The following is a 19,336-nucleotide window of genomic DNA, read 5'->3' on the forward strand; positions in this document are numbered from 1 at the left end:
ACTTAGCGGGGCAGATCAGTTTGTCATCCTTCTGCCAGTGGGCCGTGTTGCGATAGGCCTGTTATGTTTGGAGCATTATTCTGGCGACCTGCGCTTAAGCCGTGCCGTCAGACTCCGTTCTCCGCAGCGCATGCGCGCGCCGATACCTGCTGGGTGTGACGCCAAAATGTTTGTGGAAGCTGCGGGTGAAGCTGGCGCTTTCCGAAAAGCCCGTTGCCAGCGCAATATCCGCGATCTTCCTGCGGCTCTCCTGCAGCAGCCGCGCTGCGATTTGCATGCGGCCTTCCCGTACCATCGTCTTCCACACCATCCCTTCGGCCCGCAGCCGCCGGTGCAAGGTCGGAACGGACACGCCGATGCCGGCTGCGGCGTCCGAAATGGAAGGCCTTTGATCGAGAGGCAAAGCTTCGATGAGGGCGCGCAATTGTCCGACCGTCGTGCCGCCGTTGTAATGTTCCTCGGCCTTTCGGCGGAGATGATCTTCCAGAATCGGATGGAGCGTCTGACTGAGCACCCTCCCCGGGCAGTCGAGCAAAGCGGCATCGAAGGAAAAGGAGTTTCGGTCCTGTGAGAAGAACACATCACAGTCGAAGTAATCGCGATAGCGCGCATAGTCCCCGACCATGTCATGTTCGAGACGAACCTCCCGTAACGAGAACGGTCCGCCGACGAACTGCCGGGCCAGGGTGTAGGTCGCCCCGATCGAGTATTCGGTATCTTGTCGCCGCTGGCTCGGGGCTTCATGCGTGACGCCATATTCGAAGGTTGCAAGATCCTGATGTGCCACGAAGAGATTGCGCGAGCCCTGCTGCATCGTTTCCAGATAGCGCGTGAAGCTAGAGAAGGCTTCACGCAGCGTCGGCGCGCTCAGGAACAGGAAGCTGAGGGGGCCGAGGCTATCCTCGGGGCCGCTGCGGGGTATTGCGGAAGCCTTCGACGGTCAGAACGAAACGCGGACCACTCTGGAGACATTCGCCATCGGTGCGATGTTCGATCAGGTTCTCGAAGCAGCAAACCTGCGCCTCGATCCTATGACCAGCGGCCGATACCGATTCGAGCGCGACACCGAAAGCATCGGAGGACGCTCAAAGCGAGGGCTGGACGTTCGCGTCCACGACATCGAGACCGGACGTGCCCGCGAGATCATCACACTGTCCGGCGGCGAGACCTTCATCGCTGCCCAGTCCTTGGCACTCGGCCTTTCCGACATCGTGGAAATGACAAACGGGACCATCAGGCTCGACACAATCTTCATCGATGAAGGCTTTGGCAGCCTTGACACGGAAAACGATGCCGGCACCTTAGATCAGGTTCTGCAGGTCCTCCAGAACATCGTCGGGGAGCGACGTGCCGTGGGACTGATTTCCCACGTGCCACTGGTTCAACAAGCCGTCCCCAATGGATTCTCTGTATGCAAGGGTGTGAATGGCAGCAGGATAGAGATCAGGTCTGTTTGACGCAGAACCTATTTCTCATCAGAGTCATTCGCTACCTCACCCCTGGATACCGGTACAGGATCTACTCGACGGCCGCGGTCTGCAAGCTACTACAATCATCGTAGTGCCGGATCGTTCACTTCGCTCATTCTGGAGCCAGATGCCATAGCTTTCGCACACGTCCGCTCCTGACCAAAGCCCGTTGTTCAAATCGGCCGCCATGGATGCCCGCTTCTGGCAGAACTGCCTGGGGGCACTTGGAATCGGAGCATCGGTAGGGCACCCCGGCGCCTATCGTTTATCGATCTGACGGACGATCCTACGTCAGTTGTCGGACACTTCGCGCTTAGCGTATCGCGTTGATTTTGCGTGCGGCAACTTATCCTGTCTGCCACTTGCCTAAATCGATTTGACCCTTGCATGAGTCGCCAGTGGAAGTGCCCGGCAATGCCTGCAATCTGCGATTAGGTTATGTTGTCGCTGGACCTGCTCGTTTGAATCGGAGAGCGTATCCGGAGGCTACTCATCGTGATCGTTAGGGGCGATATCGCAGTTACAGCACAACGTGAACGCCCCTGTAGCCGCTGGCTCTAACTACAGGAAAGGGCACATCTTCGCCGTGGCAGATATTTCAACAGTCGAAGCGGCCGAGCCGCAGCGGGATCTCCATAAAGCAGGTCGCCAGGCTGCGCTGCTGATTTGGGATGACGATGAAGCCGCGCCCTCGATCGAGGATCCACGCGACCCCGACTTCTCGGCGGGCGTAATGGCCGGCCTCTCGCTTGCCATGGCGAAGGCGCCGGGGCTCATGCGCAAGGTCGTCCGCCATGCCGCCGCCGCCGCCGAGGATCTGAACGTCGAGGCCTTTCAAGGCATCGTCGAAGTGCTGCAGAATGCCGACGATCTGGGCGCGACAAACGTCCGCATCGCGCTCCGGACGGTGGACGACAAGCGCCAGCTGCTCATCGTCCATAACGGCAGCCCGGTCACATGCCATCACGTCCTCGCAATGACCTTGCCCTATCTCACAACCAAGTCGGGCGATGCCGAGCAGAAAGGCCGGTTCGGCATCGGTCTGAAGACATTGCGGCGCATCTCCTCGCGCATCGCGATCCACGGCGATCCCTATCATTTCAGCGCCGAAGGATTGGACATCCACGCCAAGGCTGCGGCGGAGGCGATTCCCGACTTCTACGATCCTGCGATCGACACGATGCTGGCGCTCGATCTCGTTCCTGAGTTCAATCCTGCCGCCCTCGACACCTGGTTCGACGATTGGGACGAGGACGGACTCTTGTTCTTGAAGTCGGTGCACCGCTTCGCCTTTGTCGATCTCGATGCGGGCACGACGCGCGAACGTTTGGTTACGCCGCTGGAATGGACGCCGATCGCGGTCGAGAGCGCGTCCGGGCTCAGCCTTGAAACCCGGACCATCACCGGCTCAGCCGGCAGCTGGACGGTGTACCGCGCCAAGGTCCCGCGCGCGGCGGGGATCGACCGATCGCACAAGGCGACTGGCGACACCACCGGCATCTCGGTCGCGCTGCCCGCCCACGCCCATCCCGGCGGCCTCTTCATCGGCTTTCGCACACGGATTCCTGTCGTGCTGCCGTTCAGCATCGATGCGCAGTTCGATCCGAGTACCGCGCGCGAGGGGCTGATCGACAACGCCTGGAACAAGTGGCTGATTGGCCAATGCGGCACGATGCTCTCGGCCGTCGCGCGGCACCTGCTCGCGACCGAACCGGCAAGCGCCTGGAGCTTCGTGCCGACCCCCGATGAATATGTTGGTCTCGCCGATGATGTCTGGCCGCACGCTGCCTTTGCTTCGGCGTTTCAGCAGGCTCGAAGCGAAGTCGGCGCCGCTTCGCTGCTCATCGATGGGCAGAGGATCGCCCTCGACTCAATCGCCTATGAAAGCAGCGCGCTCGAAGGCTTTCTGGACGACAATGATGTCCGGCGGCTTGCCGAAGACGCCACCGCGCTGGGGGCTGGCCCACGCGATCAGGCCGGCCGCTGGCGCCGCGTGCTCGACGCGATCGGCGTTTCAAAGGTCGTGGGCGTCGACGCGCTCGCCGGCGGTTTCCGCGACAGCCGCTTCGGTGACCGCGATGTCGACTGGTGGGTGGGCGCTGCCGATCGCCTGACCCGGAACCTGACGATCGCCGCGCTCAAGAACACGCCCTGCTGCCTGACCGACCAGATGTCCCCGGTCAGCGTCGCGGCCAAGGGCGAGACCGCGCGCCCGCTGCTCATCGGCGAGCCGCTGTCGGACTTTGCCCGCAGCTGGAGCCTCTTCGAGCGCCTGCACGATCGATACGCTGAACTGGACGAGGGCAAGCGCGTGCTTGCCTGGCTCAACACCCATGCATCGGTCGCGGCGCTTGTCGACGCGGCCGACGAGCTCGCCGCCTTTGCGGAGGCGTATCGCGACCGCCCGATCGCCGTGACCGATCTCGAGTTACGCACCATCCGCGATCGTTTCGACCTGCTGACCGACCGCCGCGCCGAGCCGCTTGGACCACGGGTCGGGGCCGCATTGCTGATCGACGGCTTCGTCTACCTCAACGGCAAAAGGAGCGAGATCAAGGTCTCGCCGGCATCGGCATATCTGTCCCGAACGCTTGACAGCGATCATCCCTATTGGCCCGATGCCGCCTGCCAGCTGCCCGAGATCGCCTGGATCGCGTCGTCCTATGAAGAGCGCCTGAAGACCGGCGCCACGCGAAGCTCGCGCAAGCGTTCGGACGGGACGATCTCGCGCGCGGCGCGCAAGTTCCTGACGCTGCTCGGCGCTGCCTCCGCCCCTCGGGTCGTTGCCGTTGGTCGGCGCGACGGCGGCACCGGGGTCAGGAAAGACGCGCTTCACGCAAACGGCGCCGAATATGTGAAGCAGGACTTCACCTCGCCGGATCTCGACCGCGTGCTGGCGGGCATGCGCCGTTTGCCGAAGAAGGAGCGCAAGCCGAGAAGCGCCGCGCTGCTCAAGGCATTGTCGCGCCACTGGCCGAGCTATGCCGACAAGATGACGACGCCGGCATTCCACATGGCGATCAAATACGAATATGAGAAAGCCAAGATCGAGGCGGACTGGCTCTGCCGTCTGCGCGAGACCGAGTGGGTCGCGGTCGGCACCGGTGAGCTGACGACCCCTGAGCGTGCCGTGGTTCGCACCTCGCAGACCCAGACCCTCTATTCGCCGAAGACCTTCATCGCCGGCATCAGCGCCGAGGATCTCCGCGGCGACTTCGCCAGCGCGTTGAAGCTGATCACCGACGTGCGCGTCAGCGATCTCGTGACCCTGCTCGAGACCGTGAAGGCCACGCCCGGCGCTGTCGATGGCGAGCGGGTGCTGCAGGCCTACCGCGCGCTCTCCAAATTCTGCCCGTTCCCGATCGGCTGGACGTCGAAGATCGGCGACATGGCGCTTCATGCGCTGAAGCAGCGTTTCTCGGCGGGAACCGGCCTGATCTGGGTGCTCGACCGGCATGGCCGCGGCGACTGGCGCCGGCCGGCGCAGCTTTTGAGCGGCAAGGACATCTTCCACGACCCGAGCCGCTTCGTGCCGGGCGGCCCGAGCAGCTCGGCCTTGTGGGGGGCGCTGGGCGTGACCCGCCCGGGGCTGGACGAGTGCATCGACGTGCTGCGCAGCCTCGCGGCTGAGCCCTATTCCGTATCCGCCGAGGCGATCCTGATTGACATCTATCGCTATATCGAGCCGCTGCTACCCAAGGCGACCCGCGCGCAGCGCGACCGGCTGCGGTCGCTACCGCTCGGCACCACTGCGGGCTGGGCGAAAGCGCGCCCGATCCACCATGTCGAGGATCGCGAGCTGCGCGACCAGCTGGCGCTGGCGCGGCCGGACCTCCGGTTCTGGAGCCCGCCCTGCGACACGCATGCGCTGCCCAATGTCGTCGGGGCGCTCGGCCTGACAGCGACCAGCCCCAGGCTGGTCGTCACCGAGGATGCCGCCGCCCGCGCACAGGGCGACGGCGTCGCCCCGCGCTTCCAGGCCTGCGTCGACCATCTCTCCAACGAGCTCGCGCGTCACGACCCGGCAGCGCGCGACCGGATCGGCATGGCTTGGGCAACGCTGCGCGACATACCCCTCGCGGTCCACCCCGGGCCGTTCCAGGTCCGCGTGCTCGACGAGCGCATCGCGTCCGTGCCGATCCAGGTCGAAATGCAGGCGGTGCTGCATCGCGACCCGCCGCTGCTGACCATCGCGGAGAACGCGTTTCAGCAGCGAAACCGCTGCGGCCGCGTCATCGCCTCTTTGTTCGCGCCCGATGCACGCCACCGGATCGAAGCCGAGTGGGTGGCATCCTGGGTCGCGAGCGGCGAAACGTCGGTCGAGCGGATGACCCTCGCTTCCGATGAAGAGCATGCCCGGGCGATGGCGGCCCAGGCCGCCGCCGCGACCGTCGCCCCGGGCGCCAAGATCAAGGTGACCCCGCCGGCGAGCCGCAAGACCGTCACCCTGCCGCCTCGACGGCTCAAAGCGGCGCATGGCGGCGTCGCCAAGGTCGAGATCGTCAAGGGCGTCCCCCCGAAGCCAGCGCCGCCCAAGAGCCCGCTGGCGACGGTGCCGCCCCCCTGGACGCAGCCAGTGCCCCCGGTTCCGCCGACCACGGGTCCGGTCGAATATGACACCCGCGATCTCGAGCAGCGCGGCTGGGAGATCCTGCGCGATGTTCTCAAGAATTCGACCTCGCCGGAGATCGTCGATTTCCGCAAGCACCATCATATCGGCGCCGATGGCGTAATCGACTGGAAGACCTTCGTCGAGCTGAAGGCGACCGGACGCGGACCGCAAGCTTCGGTCGAGCTGTCCGCCACCGAATACGAGCGGGCGCGCGAGCAAGGCATCAACTTCATGCTCGCCCTCGTGTCGGGACTGGAGGAAGGCGAGCAGACCAAGGTTAGGCTCATCCTCGATCCCGTCAATCGCACGGCGGTTCGCGCGGTCGGATCGATGCGCCTCGTCGGCCTCGCCGATGCGCCGGCCGTCGTACTCCACCTGAACGACACTGGTCACGACGCTTAAGAGCGAAGTAAGCGTAAGCGCGATCCGGCGCTCACGCCGCGCGCCCGCCACCGCACGCTCTATGCTGTCACTGACGTCGCTGCTGGCCAGAGCTCCTGTTCCACAAGTTGCCAGGAAGCGGCAGTAAAATTCCTATTCACGCTATTCCCAGCACCACTCGCTGTGCCTGCCAATCTGAAGGCAGCTCATTGTCGAGTAAGGCCTTTGCAGTTAGCCTTGGCGGCTGCTTGCCCTCGACGACCGCTGTAACCAAGTCGGGCGCCAAGCAGGATATGGCCGCGAGCCTGCCCAGCCGAGTCCGGCATCGGCCATGCTCGGCGCCGAGGGCGTTCAAGGATTTGTCGGGGTTGGCCAGCACGATTTTGCGCGCAGCCATGGCCTCGGCAAGCAGAGCCAGAAGTTTCGGGTCCCGCTGCGCCTGCTGCACCGACAGCGATGTCGGCCCAGGAATGACGAGCCGGAGCTGATGTCCCCGCCGTACACGAACGATGGGCAGCAACAGTGTTATGGATGCGGTTGCCGTCTCGCCATTCCCAGCGGCGTCATCCAGTTCCAATGCATGCGCCAGCATGGTCGGCGGCACCTTCAGGTGATGTTCTCGTCGCCCACCTCGACACCTTCAATGGTTTTTGCGATGATTTCCTTGCGATCGAAGGTCGATCCGCTGCGTATCGTAGACGCAACAAGGTCGGCCTTGCCAAGCATGCGCTGTATGGACTCCGCAGTCGCGCCCTCGGCGAACGCGCAGAGCGCATGCCGATCGCTCAGGAAATCGGCAAGCCTGTCGCAGACCAACTTCTCGACATCGGGCGCCGACACGCGCCATGCTGGCGATCCGTCGATCAGATCAGGCCGTGTGATATAATAGCGGTAGCGCTTGCCGGGCTTAGTCGCATGGCTGGGCGTCATAGCCCGGCCATCGCCGTCAAAGATGAGACCGATTAGCAGGCTCGGTTGCTGGATGCGAAGCCGCCGCGAAGTGCCCTGAGCGCGGTCCTTAAGCTTGGCCTGTACTTCGCTCCACAGATCCATGGACACGATCGGCGCATGTTCGGCGGGGAAGGATTCGCCCTTGTGCGTTAGCCGCCCGATGTAAATCGGGTTCGCCAGCATGTGATAGAGCGTGCCCCGGCGAAACACGCAGCCGCCACGATGCGGACCACTGGCGCGGTGCTGGATCTTAGTGCGGTGCCCCTGTCGATTGAGCTCATCAGCGAGGTTTTCGACCGAAGGCAAGGCCAGATAGCGTTGGAAAATGTGCCGAACGAGCCCAGCCTCAACCTCGTTCGCGACCAGCTTGCGGGCATCTACATCATAGCCCAACGGCACGGGGCCGCCCATCCATAGGCCCTTGCGTTTCGAGGCGGCGATTTTGTCGCGAATGCGCTCGCCGGTGACTTCGCGCTCAAACTGGGCGAAGGACAAAAGCATGTTGAGGGTCAGTCGCCCCATGCTGGTAGTCGTGTTGAACGACTGGGTGATCGACACGAAACTGGCACCCGCCTTGTCAAGTATCTCCACAATCTTGGCGAAGTCGGAGAGCGCCCGGGTCAGCCGGTCGATCTTGTAGACGAGGATGATATCGACTTTACCAGCGGCGACATCGGCCAGCAGCCGGGTCAGTCCCGGTCTAGCCATGTTGCCGCCCGAGAAGCCGCCATCGTCATAACGCTCAGGCAGCAGAGTCCAGCCTTCGTGCCGCTGGCTCACGGCATAGGCCGCGCATGCCTCATATTGCGCGTCGAGACTGTTGAACTCCTGTTCGAGTCCATCCTCGGTCGACTTGCGGGTATAGACCGCGCAGCGGAGGCGCTTCTCAGCCATGGCGGTTCACCCCGAAGAAGCGCGGCCCAGACCAGTGGGCACCGGTGACCGCGCGGGCGATCTCGCTGAGCGAGCGCCAGACTCGGTCGTCCCAGCCGAACCCTTCGTCGAGTACCTCGACGGCGATTGTCTTGCCGTTCCATTCGCGGATCAACCGCGTGCCTGGAGAAAGCACCGTCGCGCGCGACGGCATCTCCGCAGGGCTTCCACCAGCGGCGATGCGCTCCAGCTCGCGTGTTACCACAGCCGGCAGGCGCCCAAGCCGCCGTTCCTGAATTTGCTGCGCGAGCAGGCGCCGCAGCAGTCCCGTCGGCAGCTTTGGGCATGGTCCCACACCCAAGGCATCCCAAGCCTCGCGCAGTTCGGATGGCGACATCGCCGCCACCCGAGCCAGTTCGTTTGCCAACCGGGTCATTCCGCTAGTACCGGCATGATCAGATAGCAGGTGGCGCCGTCGATCTTGTCCCGGACGACAGCATGGCCCTTTTTCCGCAGGCCAGTCAGCGCCGCCCGCGTCGTGTGCGGCAACCAGCCGGTCGCGGCGATGAGCTCGTCGATGCTGGCACCTCCCTCGCGCCGCAACAGGTCCAGCACCAAGGCAGTCTTGCTGGGTTTGGTGGGTGCGAGAGACCTGGGATCTGCGGCCTCGGAATTGTCGGGCGGCGTGTTGTCCGCCTCGGGCGCGATCAAGGCGATGCCAGCATGGCTGATGAACAGTCCGATGCGCTCATCGTCATGTTCGCGCCAGCAGTGGCCGCGCTCCTCGATCGCGCGCTCCTCGACTAGGCCACGCTCGAACAGCGGGACAATGGCCTTGTCCGCCCGGTCGCGGTCGCCACCGATGCTGTCGGGCAGTGGGAGTAGATTGCCGTCGGGCCGCGCGCTGGCGGTGGACAGCAAGATCAGCTGTAGGTCGGTGAGGCGTGTGGACTTGGTCATGGGTGGTTCTCCTCGGGAACCGGCATGATGTCGCTCCCACCACCCAAGGCCCCGCAGGCAGGCGCCGGTCGGGGCGGCGGCCAGTTCACCGGCCGCGATTCACGGGCACAGCAATGCTTGCGCTGACAACGAAGTCGAGCGGAATATCGGCCCACGGTTCAAAGCTGCGTCTGGACTTCGCGGGCCCGTGACGGCTTGGGTCATCTTCATGGACGAAGAGACTATTGACCTGATCGCGCGGCTCGGAACCCGCGTCGCCATGATCATGGAAGATCATTGTGATAAGGCCCTGTCACTCAGGGGAATGGATCGCGAGGAACTGACGCAGGCGGTCAAGGATCTGGGCGAAGCCGTCAACCAAATGGCCGCGTTACTGGCCACCGCCAAGGTGCTTCTGCCCTGATATTCGCTGAGATCGGCAAGGAGGGCGGCACATGCTATTCCGGTTCCATGACGAACCACATCATCGACTGGAGATTTGTCCACCCAGCGGACGGCTGGGAGATCGAGCCGGATGCCGTGGTATGGATCGATGTAGTCGCGCTTGACGCGGCTTGGCGTACCACCGACCAATATATCGAGCCCGGTGGCGCCAATGGGCAGGATAATCGCTACGCCAAGGTCGGGGCATGGTTCGACCGCAACCGACATTGCAACATGGGTTTCGCTAGTTTTGATGGCAACGCGTTCGGCTTTACCGATGGTCGCCATCGATTTTCCTGGCTGCGCGATCATGGCGTATCGGTTCTGCCGCTTCAGGTTCCACTGGATCAAGCCGAGCGGTTCGAGCGCGAATTCGGCACAACTGTCCACCTTTCGATCCTGCCGAAACGAAGCATGGACAAGAATTGAACGGTGACGACGCAACCGGGGCTTTCAATAGAGGCCTTAGCGGAGGGTTAGCAAGAATGACCGACACCCTCTCTCCCGATGCTCGCGCGGAGCGCATGAGTCGGGTGCGCGGGCGCAATACCGGGCCAGAGATGGTGGTTCGTCGGCTGCTTCACGGCATGGGCTACCGCTACCGGCTACATGCCAAAGAGCTACCCGGGCGGCCGGACATCGTGTTCCGCAAGCGCCGTATCGCGATCTTCGTCCACGGCTGCTTCTGGCACCGTCATCCCGACCCGAACTGCAAACTCGCGCGTCTGCCAAAAAGCCGACTGGACTTCTGGCTCTCCAAACCCGAGGGTAATCGTGCGCGCGATCTCGCCAATGTGGAGAAGCTCGAAGCTGCTGGCTGGCGGGTCTTGCTTGTGTGGGAGTGCGAGTTAGGAAATAAGGAACAATTGAGAAACACGCTTCGCCGATTCATCACAGGGGATTCATGAGAGCCATCGAACTTTTCGCCGGCGCCGGGGGACTGGGACTGGGCGTGGGACGCGCCGGTTTCACCGCCGTTGACGTCGTCGAATGGAATCGGTGGTGTTGCGATACATTGCGCGAAAACCGCGCGCGCGGCGCTGAAATCATCCGCCATTGGCCAAGCCCACGCGAAGGCGATGTGCGCGGTTTCTCGTTCCAGGACTTCGAGGACAAGGTCGATCTCGTCGCAGGTGGCCCGCCGTGCCAGCCATTTTCGCTAGGCGGTCGTCATAGGGCTCAACACGATCATCGCGACATGTGGTCGGAAGCCGTGCGCGTGGTGCGCGAGACGCGGCCCCAAGCCTTCATTTTCGAGAACGTGAAGGGCCTGACACGGGCGACCTTCCAGACTTATTTCACCTATATCTTCCTCCAGCTCTCTTACCCCGAAATCATCTTGCGCGACGGAGAGAGCTGGATCGATCACCGCGCACGGCTCGAACGTCACCACACGTCGGGCAGCCGCTCGGGGCTGTGCTATCAGGTTTTACCCCCCGAAGTGCTAAATGCCGCTGATTTCGGGGTGCCACAGAAGCGCGAACGGGTGTTCTTCGTTGGTTTCCGAACGGACCTCGGCGCCAATTGGTCGTTCCCGCTCCCAACCCATTCGCGCGAGGCGCTGCTGTGGGATCAATATCGGGGCGGGACTTATTGGGATCGGCATTCCATTCCCCGAAATGCTCGCCCCCTGGACTCGAAAGCAAGTCTGGCGGCAAGCCGAGTCCGCGAATACCCCGACACTCTCCCCTGGCACACCACGCGTGACGCGCTGGTCGGCTTGCCGGAGCCCACATTTCAGAGCCGAGGATCGACGAATTTCGCCGATCATCGTTTCCAGCCCGGTGCCCGCTCTTATCCGGGACACACCGGCAGCCCGCTCGACGAGCCGGCCAAGACGCTCAAGGCCGGCGTTCACGGCGTACCCGGCGGCGAGAACATGCTGCGACGGCCCGATGGCTCGGTACGCTACTTCACGATCCGGGAAAGCGCGCGCCTACAGACCTTCCCCGACGATTTCGTGTTTCATGGCGCTTGGTCCGAGACCATGCGTCAGCTCGGGAATGCCGTGCCGGTGAAACTCGCCGAAGTGGTTGCGCGGTCCGTGCGCGAGGAATTGGATGTCGTTCAGGCGCGTTCCGGCCGCGCCTGATGATCGACGTCTACAATCCGCTCGACAAGATAAATCTCGGCAAATCCGTCGCCGATGCATTGCTCGCTCAGCCGGTTCACGCGCTGGGCGACATCCCGCCATTCGAGGGCGCGGGCATATACGTCATCTATTATCGAGGGCCTTTTCCCGCCTACCAGCCGATCGCCGAAGCCAACACGCAAGAAGCGCGCTGGCCTATCTATATCGGCAAGGCCATTCCCTCGGGTGGGCGCAAGGGCGCGAGCCTGACCGCCAGCGCGCGCGGCAAGGCACTCTACAACCGTCTCGCCGAACACCGCGACAGCATCCGCGATGTGGAGAAGGGATCGGGCACGCTAACGGTCGCGGACTTCCAGGCGCGCTATTTGACCGTCGATGACATCTGGATCCCACTTGGCGAAAGCCTGCTCATCGCCCGGTTCCGTCCGATCTGGAACCGCGAACTCGACGGTTTCGGCAATCACGACCCCGGTAGCGGACGCTACAACGGCCTCCGCCCGCTCTGGGATCACCTGCATCCCGGCCGGCAATGGGCGACGCGCTGCGCCATGCGGACCGAGGCCATCGCCGATATCGAGCAAAAACTCGCCGACTATCTGATCGCGCATCCACTCAAAGAAGAGTAGGTTAAACTCGCGATGACCAAGGCGGTGTTCACGACCAAAGTGTCGCCGGTCTACGATGACCTGCCCGAGCACCGCTATCACTTCCCCCGGAGCTATCTCAGACAGGTGGAGCAAGCGGTGGGCGACTGGATCGTCTACTATGAGCCCCGCCGCGCGACCGGCGATCTGTCGAGCACCGGCGGACGCCAGGTCTACTTCGCGACGGCTCGCGTGGATCGGATCATCCCGCACCTGGTCCGCGCTGACCACTACTACGCCGAAGTCTCGAACTTCCTGCCGTTCACGCGGCCGGTGCCATTTCGCGAGGGCGGCAATACCTATGAAAGCAGGCTCGAAAAGCCGGACGGCTCCACGAACAAGGGTGCATTCGGTCGGGCGGTGCGAAACATTCCCGACCAGGAATACGACCTGATCTGGCGCTCCGGCTTCGGCCACGTCATCGGGCTCGATCCGCGTCCCCGCCCCGAACCCGACGTTCCCGAGGACCCCTGGCGTCCGGCGAACAAGGTCACCGAGGAGCGCGTTCCGTTCCAGTTCGATGTTCCGGAAGAAGTCGATCGCCGGATCGTCGAGCAGCTGATTTCCAGGCCCTTTCGCGATCGTGCATTCACGGCGGCGGTAAAGAGCGCTTACAATGACACCTGCGCGATGACCGGCCTCAAGATCATCAACGGCGGCGGGCGATCAGAGGTCCAGGCGGCGCACATTCGCCCTGTCGAGCATCGCGGTCCCGACAGCGTGCGCAACGGCATCGCCCTGTCGGGTACCGTGCACTGGATGTTCGATCGTGGCCTTATCTCGATCGACGACGACTATGCGCTCCTCGTGGCCCAGGATCGCTTGCCCAATACCGCGACGCGACTGCTCAATCGGGATGGCAAGCTCAGGCTACCCAACCGACCGGATCTGCTACCCCATCCCAAATTCCTCGAGTATCACAGGCGCGAAGTCTTCAAGGGTTGAGTGCGATGCCAATCAAAATGGATCAGCTTTTGATCACAACGATGGACTTGTGACCGCGATAGCGAAAGCCCCTTTACTTACGGCCGCGTTCGAATGACCTACGGAAAGCAGGGGGCACGGCATGACGTTATCAATCGAGGCTACCGTTTCGGGCAAAATCGGCTTTGCCTCGCACCAGAATTCGGCGCCGGTCGTCCGGGAACTCGCCGTCCGCAATGGCGGGGACGTGGCGATTGAAGGATGTCGACTGGTCTTGCGGGCGGACCCGCCATTCCTGACCGAGAAATCCTGGCGCATCGACAGAATTTCCCCGCTGGACGAAATCGTGATTTCCGACCGCGATGTTCATCTCAATGGCACCTTGCTGTCGGGCCTCACCGAGGCGATGACCGCATCCGCGATTCTCACACTGCTCGACCCCACCGATCAGGAACTCGCTTCGTTCCGCCAGCCGGTGGAACTTCTTGCTCATAACGAGTGGGGCGGCGTGGGCACCATGGCCGACCTGATTCCCGCGTTCGTGATGCCGAATGATCCGGCCGTGGACCAGGTACTCAAGGCCGCGTCGGACTGTCTGCGTCGGACGGGTAAGCCCGACACGATCGATGGATACCAAAGCCGTGAGCGGACCCGGGTGTGGCAGCTCGCCGCGGCGATATGGTCGGCGGTCGCGGGCCTCCGGCTCTCCTATGCCTTGCCGCCGGCAAGTTTCGAGCGCAGCGGACAGAAGGTCAGGACACCATCCCAGATTCTGGATGGCGGGATGGCCACCTGCCTCGACACGACCCTGCTCTTCGCCGCCGCCCTGGAGCAGGCGAGCCTCAATCCCCTGGTGATCCTGACCAAGGGCCATGCCTTCGTTGGCGTTTGGCTGCAGCCGACCGAGTTCAGCTCGCTCATCATGGATGAAGCTGCGGCAATCCGGCGGCGGTTCGATCTGGACGAGCTAGTCGTCTTCGAGACCACGTTGGTCACTCAGGAAAACCCACCCAGTTTTTCGCAGGCAATCGCGGCCGGCCATGGGAAGCTCAACGAAAGACTGGATGGCGAATTTGAGATGGCGGTCGATATCCGCCGCGCCCGGATGCAGAAAATCCGGCCCTTGGGCGTTGCCCTCGCGCCAAGGGGATCAGCGGAGCCGGCCGTGTCTGTGGCGGAGGCGGTAGAGGAAGCGCCATCGCTGCCATCATTCGACGCCGAAATCGTGGAGGAGGTGGTCACGCCGGGTGGGCGGGTGCGCCAGTGGCAACGCAAGCTGCTGAACCTGACGACCGCGAACCGGCTGCTGCATCTGTCGGATACCGCCAAGGCCGTTCGGCTCTTTTGTCCAGATTCCGGCAGGCTGGAAGACCTGCTCGCCGCTGGCAAGAAGGTCCGCATCCGCCCCATGCCGGATCTCGATACCGGTGACCGCGACGAGGAACTCTACAATCAGCAGAACAGCTCCAGCCTAAGGCGGGAGGTCGCATCGGAGGCGCTGGACCGCAGCGAGGTGCTGGCGCTTCTTCCTAGGGACAAGCTCGATGGTCAGCTGATCGATCTCTACCGCAAGGCCAATTCCGATATCGAGGAAGGCGGCGCCAACACGCTGTTCCTCGCGGTGGGCTTTCTCAAATGGAAGAAGTCCGACAAGGAGACCAAGGTCTACCGCGCGCCGCTGATCCTGTTGCCGGTCAAGCTGGAACGCAAGAGCGCCCTGTCCGGCGTGGTCATGGTCCAGCACGAGGATGAACCGAGATTCAACCTCACCCTGCTCGAGTTGCTGCGGCAGGATTTCGAGCTGACCATTCCCGAACTGGAAGGCGATTTGCCGCGCGACCACTCGGGTATCGACGTGGCCCGGATTTGGCGCTCCGTGCGCCATGCCGTCAAGGAAATGCCGGGATTCGAGGTCGTCGAGGACGTGGCGTTGGGAACCTTCTCCTTCGCCAAGTACCTCATGTGGAAGGACCTCGTCGATCGCGAGGCACTGCTTCGCGAAAGCCCGCTTGTGCGGCATCTCATTGACCGCGATGGCGCGGTGAACCTCGATCAGGGCGGTCTGCCGCGTGTCGAGGATCTCGACCGCGAGATCACGCCGGCGGAGCTGTTCACCCCCTTGCCGGCGGACAGCTCACAGCTTCGCGCCGTCATCGCCTCGGCGCGGGGCCACAATTTCGTGCTCGATGGGCCGCCGGGCACCGGCAAGTCGCAGACCATCGCCAATATGATCGCGCACAATCTGGCTCTCGGGCGACGGGTGCTCTTCGTCGCGGAAAAGAAGGCCGCGCTGGATGTCGTCCACCGGCGCCTGACCGACAAGGGACTCGCCTCGTTCTGCCTCGAGTTGCACTCCGCAAAGGCTACCAAGTCGGCTGTCCTCAAACAGCTGGGCACGGCGTGGGATACCCGCGATGAGCTCTCCGCCGCCGTCTGGGAAATGCGGGCGGATCAGGCGAAATCGCTGAGAGACCGGTTGAACGAGACCGTTGCCCTGCTCCACCGAGAGGAAGAGTGCGGCTACACCATCCATCAGGCCATTGGCCGGGTCGTTCGCGACGGCAAGGCATACACACCGCGATTTGGGTTCCCGCCAGCAACCCGGCATTCCAGGGCGGACATGGACTCCATGCGCGATGTCGCGCGGCGGCTCGGCATCGCCTATCAGTCCGTGAGCGATCTTCCAGTGGAACTGGATGACGTAACGCACGCCGACTGGACCAATGGCTGGCAGGAACAGATCGTCGCATCCGCCCGGGCGATGCCAGCCGTCCTCGATGATTTCGAGGAAGCAGTGGCGGGGCTCGCAAAAGCCAGTCAGCTTCCCACGAATGGCGACAGCCGGAAGGATGGCAAACGCCTGACGGTGCTGGCGAATGCCTGCCTCGCGGCGCACGGGCACGATCTGCGTTTCGCCTTCGCGCCGGACATGGCGGAAAAGGTGGACGCGGCCCGAAAGGGGATCGATCTCGTCGAGGCTTATCTCGCCGAGGAGCAGGCCCTGAGCGCCAGCTACGCCCCCGAGATCGCGAGGCGCCTTGATCTTGCGGAGCTTCGGGAGGCCTGGACGCAGGCTGGCACGAAATTCTGGTTCCTCTCGGCGTTGGCGAAGCGCAAGGTCGCGCGCGGTCTTGCTCAGGCGGGCGGCGCGACTGGCAAGGTCGATCCGGAAAACGACCTGCCACGGCTGACCGCCATGCATGATCTGCTGGAACGGATCGAGGCATTGGCCGGACAGGCATCATCGATACCCGGATGGCGGGGATTGGCCACGAAAAGAGAGGATGTCGAAGCCGCGACCCGGCGCGGCGAAGAGCTCCGGCATGCTCTTGCCGCCGAGGCTGACGGGACAGAGGATCTGATTGCCCTGCGTGGCGCCGTTACCCGGCTCGTGGTGGACGCCAACGAACTTCTGGGACCCAATGGCGCCATAGACCGTGCCGCCAAGCGCCTTGATCGCGCGACCATCGCGATGGCCGAGGCGGTGGACGCGTTTGATCGCCTCAGCCGAGCGGAAGGCGAAGCTGGTCTCCCCGAGCTTCGAGCCCGCGCGTCCGCGATCGTTTCGCATGAGCGACGCTTGCGGGACTGGGCGAACTGGCAACGGGTTGTCGAGGAAGCGATCCGGCTGGACCTGTCGCCGCTGGTCGAGGGGCTGGAAAACGACGACTTCGCGGCGACCGACGTCGTGCGCGAATTCGAGACTGGTTATGCGAGATGGTTCGCGTTTCATCGCATGGACGCCGAGCCTCTGCTGCGCAATTTCATGCCGGGCGAGCACGCGGATTGCATCGAGCGCTTCCGGGCGATCGACGACCGCATGAGTGAGCTGGCTTCGCAGTACATTCGCGCGAAAATCTGTGGCTCGATCCCGGACAAGGACGGGGTCGGCAAAAGCAGCGGCTATGGCGTGCTTCGCCACCAGCTCCAGCTCCAGCGGCCGAGCAAACCGATAAGGCAGTTGGCGAGCGACATGGGAGACGCCTTCACGCGCCTTGCGCCGTGCATGTTGATGAGCCCCCTTTCGATCGCCCAGTACCTTCCGCCCGATCAGGCCCTGTTCGACATCGTCATCTTTGACGAGGCGTCCCAGATCACGCCCTGGGATGCCATCGGCGCCATGGCGCGGGGAAAGCAGGTCATTATCGCCGGTGATCCCCGCCAGATGCCGCCGAGCAACAACTTCGAGCGTCAGGGCAACGCGGCCATCGACGACGACGACACCGAGGAGGACATGGAAAGCATCCTCGACGAGTGCCTCGGCGCCGGAGTGCCGCAGATCAACCTGGACTGGCACTATCGAAGCCGGCACGAGAGCCTGATCACCTTTTCGAACGTCCGCTATTACCAGAACCGGCTGGTCACCTTCCCCGCCCCCGATACGCGGCCGAGCGCCGTCAAGTGGCGCCGTGTCGATGGCATCTTCGCGAAGGGCAAGGAGCGCACCAATGGTGTCGAGGCTCAGGCGATCGTCGACGAGGCCGTGCGGCTGCTACGCGATCCGGCCTTTATCGACGAACAGGGCCGGCCACTCAGCCTCGGCATCATCACCATGAACATCCAGCAGATGAAGCTGGTGGAAGACCTGCTCGACAAGGCCCGCGGCAGGTATCCGGCGATCGAGAGGCACTTCAACCCCGAAGCCACGCTGGAACCGGTCTGTGTCCGCAATCTGGAGACCGCCCAGGGCGACGAACGCGACATCATTCTGCTGGGCGTGAGCTTTGGCCCGACCGAACCAGGCGGCAAGACCATGTCGATGAATTTCGGCAAGCTGAATCCCAACGGCGGCTGGCGGCGCCTCAACGTGGCGGTCACACGGGCGCGGCGCGAGATGCAGGTGTTCACCTCGTTTGATCCAGGAATGATCGACCTCACCCGCACGAACGCCGACGGCGTGCGCGATCTCAAGGCATTCATCGAATTCGCCCATCGCGGCAAGGATGCCATCGCATCGGCCGATCGGGGATCGCAGGGCGGCTATGACTCCCCATTCGAGGAGGCGGTCGCCCAGGAACTTCAGCGGCGCGGCTGGCAGGTCGTGCCGCAGGTGGGCGTTTCCAAGTTCCGCATCGACCTTGGCATCGTCCATCCCGACTGGCCGGGCGATTTTCTGGTCGGCGTGGAGTGCGACGGCGCGGCATACCATCGCGCCGCGACCGCGCGTGATCGCGACAAGGTACGCGCCGCCATCCTGGAGGGATTGGGCTGGAAGCTGCTGCGCATCTGGTCAACCGAGTGGTGGTTCAATCGTGAACGCGCCGCTGATCAGCTGCATGAAGCCCTGCTACAGGCGCTGGAAAGTGACCGCCAAATCAGGGCTGAGTCAGCCGAGATGGCGGCGGCCAGCGAGGATCAGGCCTCCCCGAACGTGGAAGCGGATATTGACGAGCACGCTACCGAGGACAGCGAAACCGTTGTTTACGCGGAGCGCGCGACGGTCGATGACCTCTTGCCCATGGCGTTTCCAGCGACAGCGGGTTCAGAACCCGGCATTTACAGGTTCACCGATTTCGGGGATCTGACCAGCCTGATCGATCCCGCTAACTTCTATGAGGCCAACTACTATCCGACGTTGCGCAAGCTGGTCGCTCGCGTGGTCGAAAGCGAAGGTCCCATCGCCGAAAGCCAGCTCGTCAACCGGATCGCCAGGGCTCATGGCTTTCAGCGCTCCGGGAACCGGATTCATAACAGGGTCATGCACCTCGCCCGCCAGCAGCACCATTTGGCGTCCGATGGCGGTCGCGAGGCTTTTGTCTGGAACAGCGTGAAGGCGCAGGCAATGGGTGTGACGGCCCGCTTTCCCGCCAGCGAGGATCATATCAGACAAATAGAGGACATCGCCTCGGCCGAGCTTCGCGCGACGGGTTGCGACGACCCCGTGGAAATCGCCCGCATGTTCGGGGTGCGCCGTCTGAGTGCTTCAGCGCGAGCAAGGATCGAGGTGGCGATAAGGTGAATGTCACCCATGCTGACATGATCCGACAATGACGCTCATAGCCGTCGT

General features: G+C 63.3%; 14 protein-coding genes. 9 read left to right on the plus strand and 5 right to left on the minus strand.

Features of this window, described 5'->3' with window-relative positions:
• Positions 1 to 94: 94 nt before the first annotated feature.
• Positions 95 to 922 (minus strand): AraC family transcriptional regulator, encoded by an 828-nt coding sequence (locus M2335_RS03055; protein WP_319801204.1) that lies wholly within the window; start codon positions 920 to 922, stop codon positions 95 to 97.
• Here M2335_RS03055 and M2335_RS03060 point away from each other — a divergent pair.
• Entirely contained in the window at positions 831 to 1,457 is a 627-nt protein-coding gene (locus M2335_RS03060) for an SbcC/MukB-like Walker B domain-containing protein (protein ID WP_264593735.1), read from the plus strand. The genes M2335_RS03055 and M2335_RS03060 overlap by 92 nt on opposite strands.
• 598 nt (positions 1,458 to 2,055) lie before the next feature.
• Positions 2,056 to 6,483, plus strand: a complete 4,428-nt coding sequence (locus tag M2335_RS03065) for a sacsin N-terminal ATP-binding-like domain-containing protein (protein ID WP_264593736.1) — start codon at positions 2,056 to 2,058, stop codon at positions 6,481 to 6,483.
• A gap of 136 nt (positions 6,484 to 6,619) precedes the next feature.
• On the opposite strand, the gene M2335_RS03070 is transcribed toward M2335_RS03065, so the two are convergent.
• From M2335_RS03070 to M2335_RS03085, 4 genes are read right to left on the minus strand one after another with little or no spacing between them, the layout of a single operon-like run.
• Positions 6,620 to 7,054, minus strand: coding sequence for a hypothetical protein (locus tag M2335_RS03070; protein ID WP_264593737.1), 435 nt, complete (start codon positions 7,052 to 7,054; stop codon positions 6,620 to 6,622).
• A gap of 14 nt (positions 7,055 to 7,068) precedes the next feature.
• Positions 7,069 to 8,307 (minus strand): recombinase family protein, encoded by a 1,239-nt coding sequence (locus M2335_RS03075; RefSeq protein WP_264593738.1) that lies wholly within the window; start codon positions 8,305 to 8,307, stop codon positions 7,069 to 7,071.
• Positions 8,300 to 8,722, minus strand: a complete 423-nt coding sequence (locus M2335_RS03080; RefSeq protein ID WP_264593739.1) for a DUF2924 domain-containing protein — start codon at positions 8,720 to 8,722, stop codon at positions 8,300 to 8,302. Before M2335_RS03080 ends, M2335_RS03075 begins: the two co-directional genes overlap by 8 nt.
• Positions 8,719 to 9,246: a DUF3489 domain-containing protein gene (locus M2335_RS03085; RefSeq protein ID WP_264593740.1), complete on the minus strand. Its 528-nt coding sequence runs from the start codon at positions 9,244 to 9,246 to the stop codon at positions 8,719 to 8,721. Before M2335_RS03085 ends, M2335_RS03080 begins: the two co-directional genes overlap by 4 nt.
• Positions 9,247 to 9,454: 208 nt before the next feature.
• On the opposite strand from M2335_RS03085, the gene M2335_RS03090 reads away from it, so the two are divergent.
• The 7 genes from M2335_RS03090 to M2335_RS03120 all read left to right on the plus strand — a co-directional run bounded on the left by M2335_RS03090 (position 9,455) and on the right by M2335_RS03120 (position 19,288).
• Complete coding sequence (locus tag M2335_RS03090; RefSeq protein ID WP_264593741.1) at positions 9,455 to 9,649, plus strand: hypothetical protein; 195 nt, start codon at positions 9,455 to 9,457, stop codon at positions 9,647 to 9,649.
• A 47-nt stretch (positions 9,650 to 9,696) separates the two neighbouring features.
• On the plus strand, positions 9,697 to 10,098 hold the full coding sequence (locus M2335_RS03095; protein WP_264593742.1) for a hypothetical protein: 402 nt from the start codon (positions 9,697 to 9,699) through the stop codon (positions 10,096 to 10,098).
• A gap of 56 nt (positions 10,099 to 10,154) precedes the next feature.
• Positions 10,155 to 10,577 carry a very short patch repair endonuclease gene (locus tag M2335_RS03100; protein ID WP_264593743.1) on the plus strand — a complete coding sequence of 141 codons (423 nt, stop codon included), beginning with the start codon at positions 10,155 to 10,157 and terminating at the stop codon, positions 10,575 to 10,577.
• Entirely contained in the window at positions 10,574 to 11,761 is a 1,188-nt protein-coding gene (locus M2335_RS03105; protein WP_264593744.1) for a DNA cytosine methyltransferase, read from the plus strand. The genes M2335_RS03100 and M2335_RS03105 overlap by 4 nt, the downstream gene beginning before the upstream one ends.
• A complete protein-coding gene (locus M2335_RS03110) occupies positions 11,761 to 12,387 on the plus strand; it encodes an Eco29kI family restriction endonuclease (protein WP_264593745.1) in 627 nt (208 codons plus the stop codon). Before M2335_RS03105 ends, M2335_RS03110 begins: the two co-directional genes overlap by 1 nt.
• Positions 12,388 to 12,399: 12 nt before the next feature.
• Positions 12,400 to 13,350, plus strand: coding sequence for an HNH endonuclease (locus M2335_RS03115; RefSeq protein ID WP_264593746.1), 951 nt, complete (start codon positions 12,400 to 12,402; stop codon positions 13,348 to 13,350).
• Between the two features lie 226 nt (positions 13,351 to 13,576).
• Complete coding sequence (locus M2335_RS03120) at positions 13,577 to 19,288, plus strand: DUF3320 domain-containing protein (RefSeq protein WP_264593747.1); 5,712 nt, start codon at positions 13,577 to 13,579, stop codon at positions 19,286 to 19,288.
• Positions 19,289 to 19,336: the final 48 nt, after the last annotated feature.

Source organism: Sphingobium sp. B12D2B (assembly GCF_025961775.1).
Classification (GTDB): domain Bacteria; phylum Pseudomonadota; class Alphaproteobacteria; order Sphingomonadales; family Sphingomonadaceae; genus Sphingobium.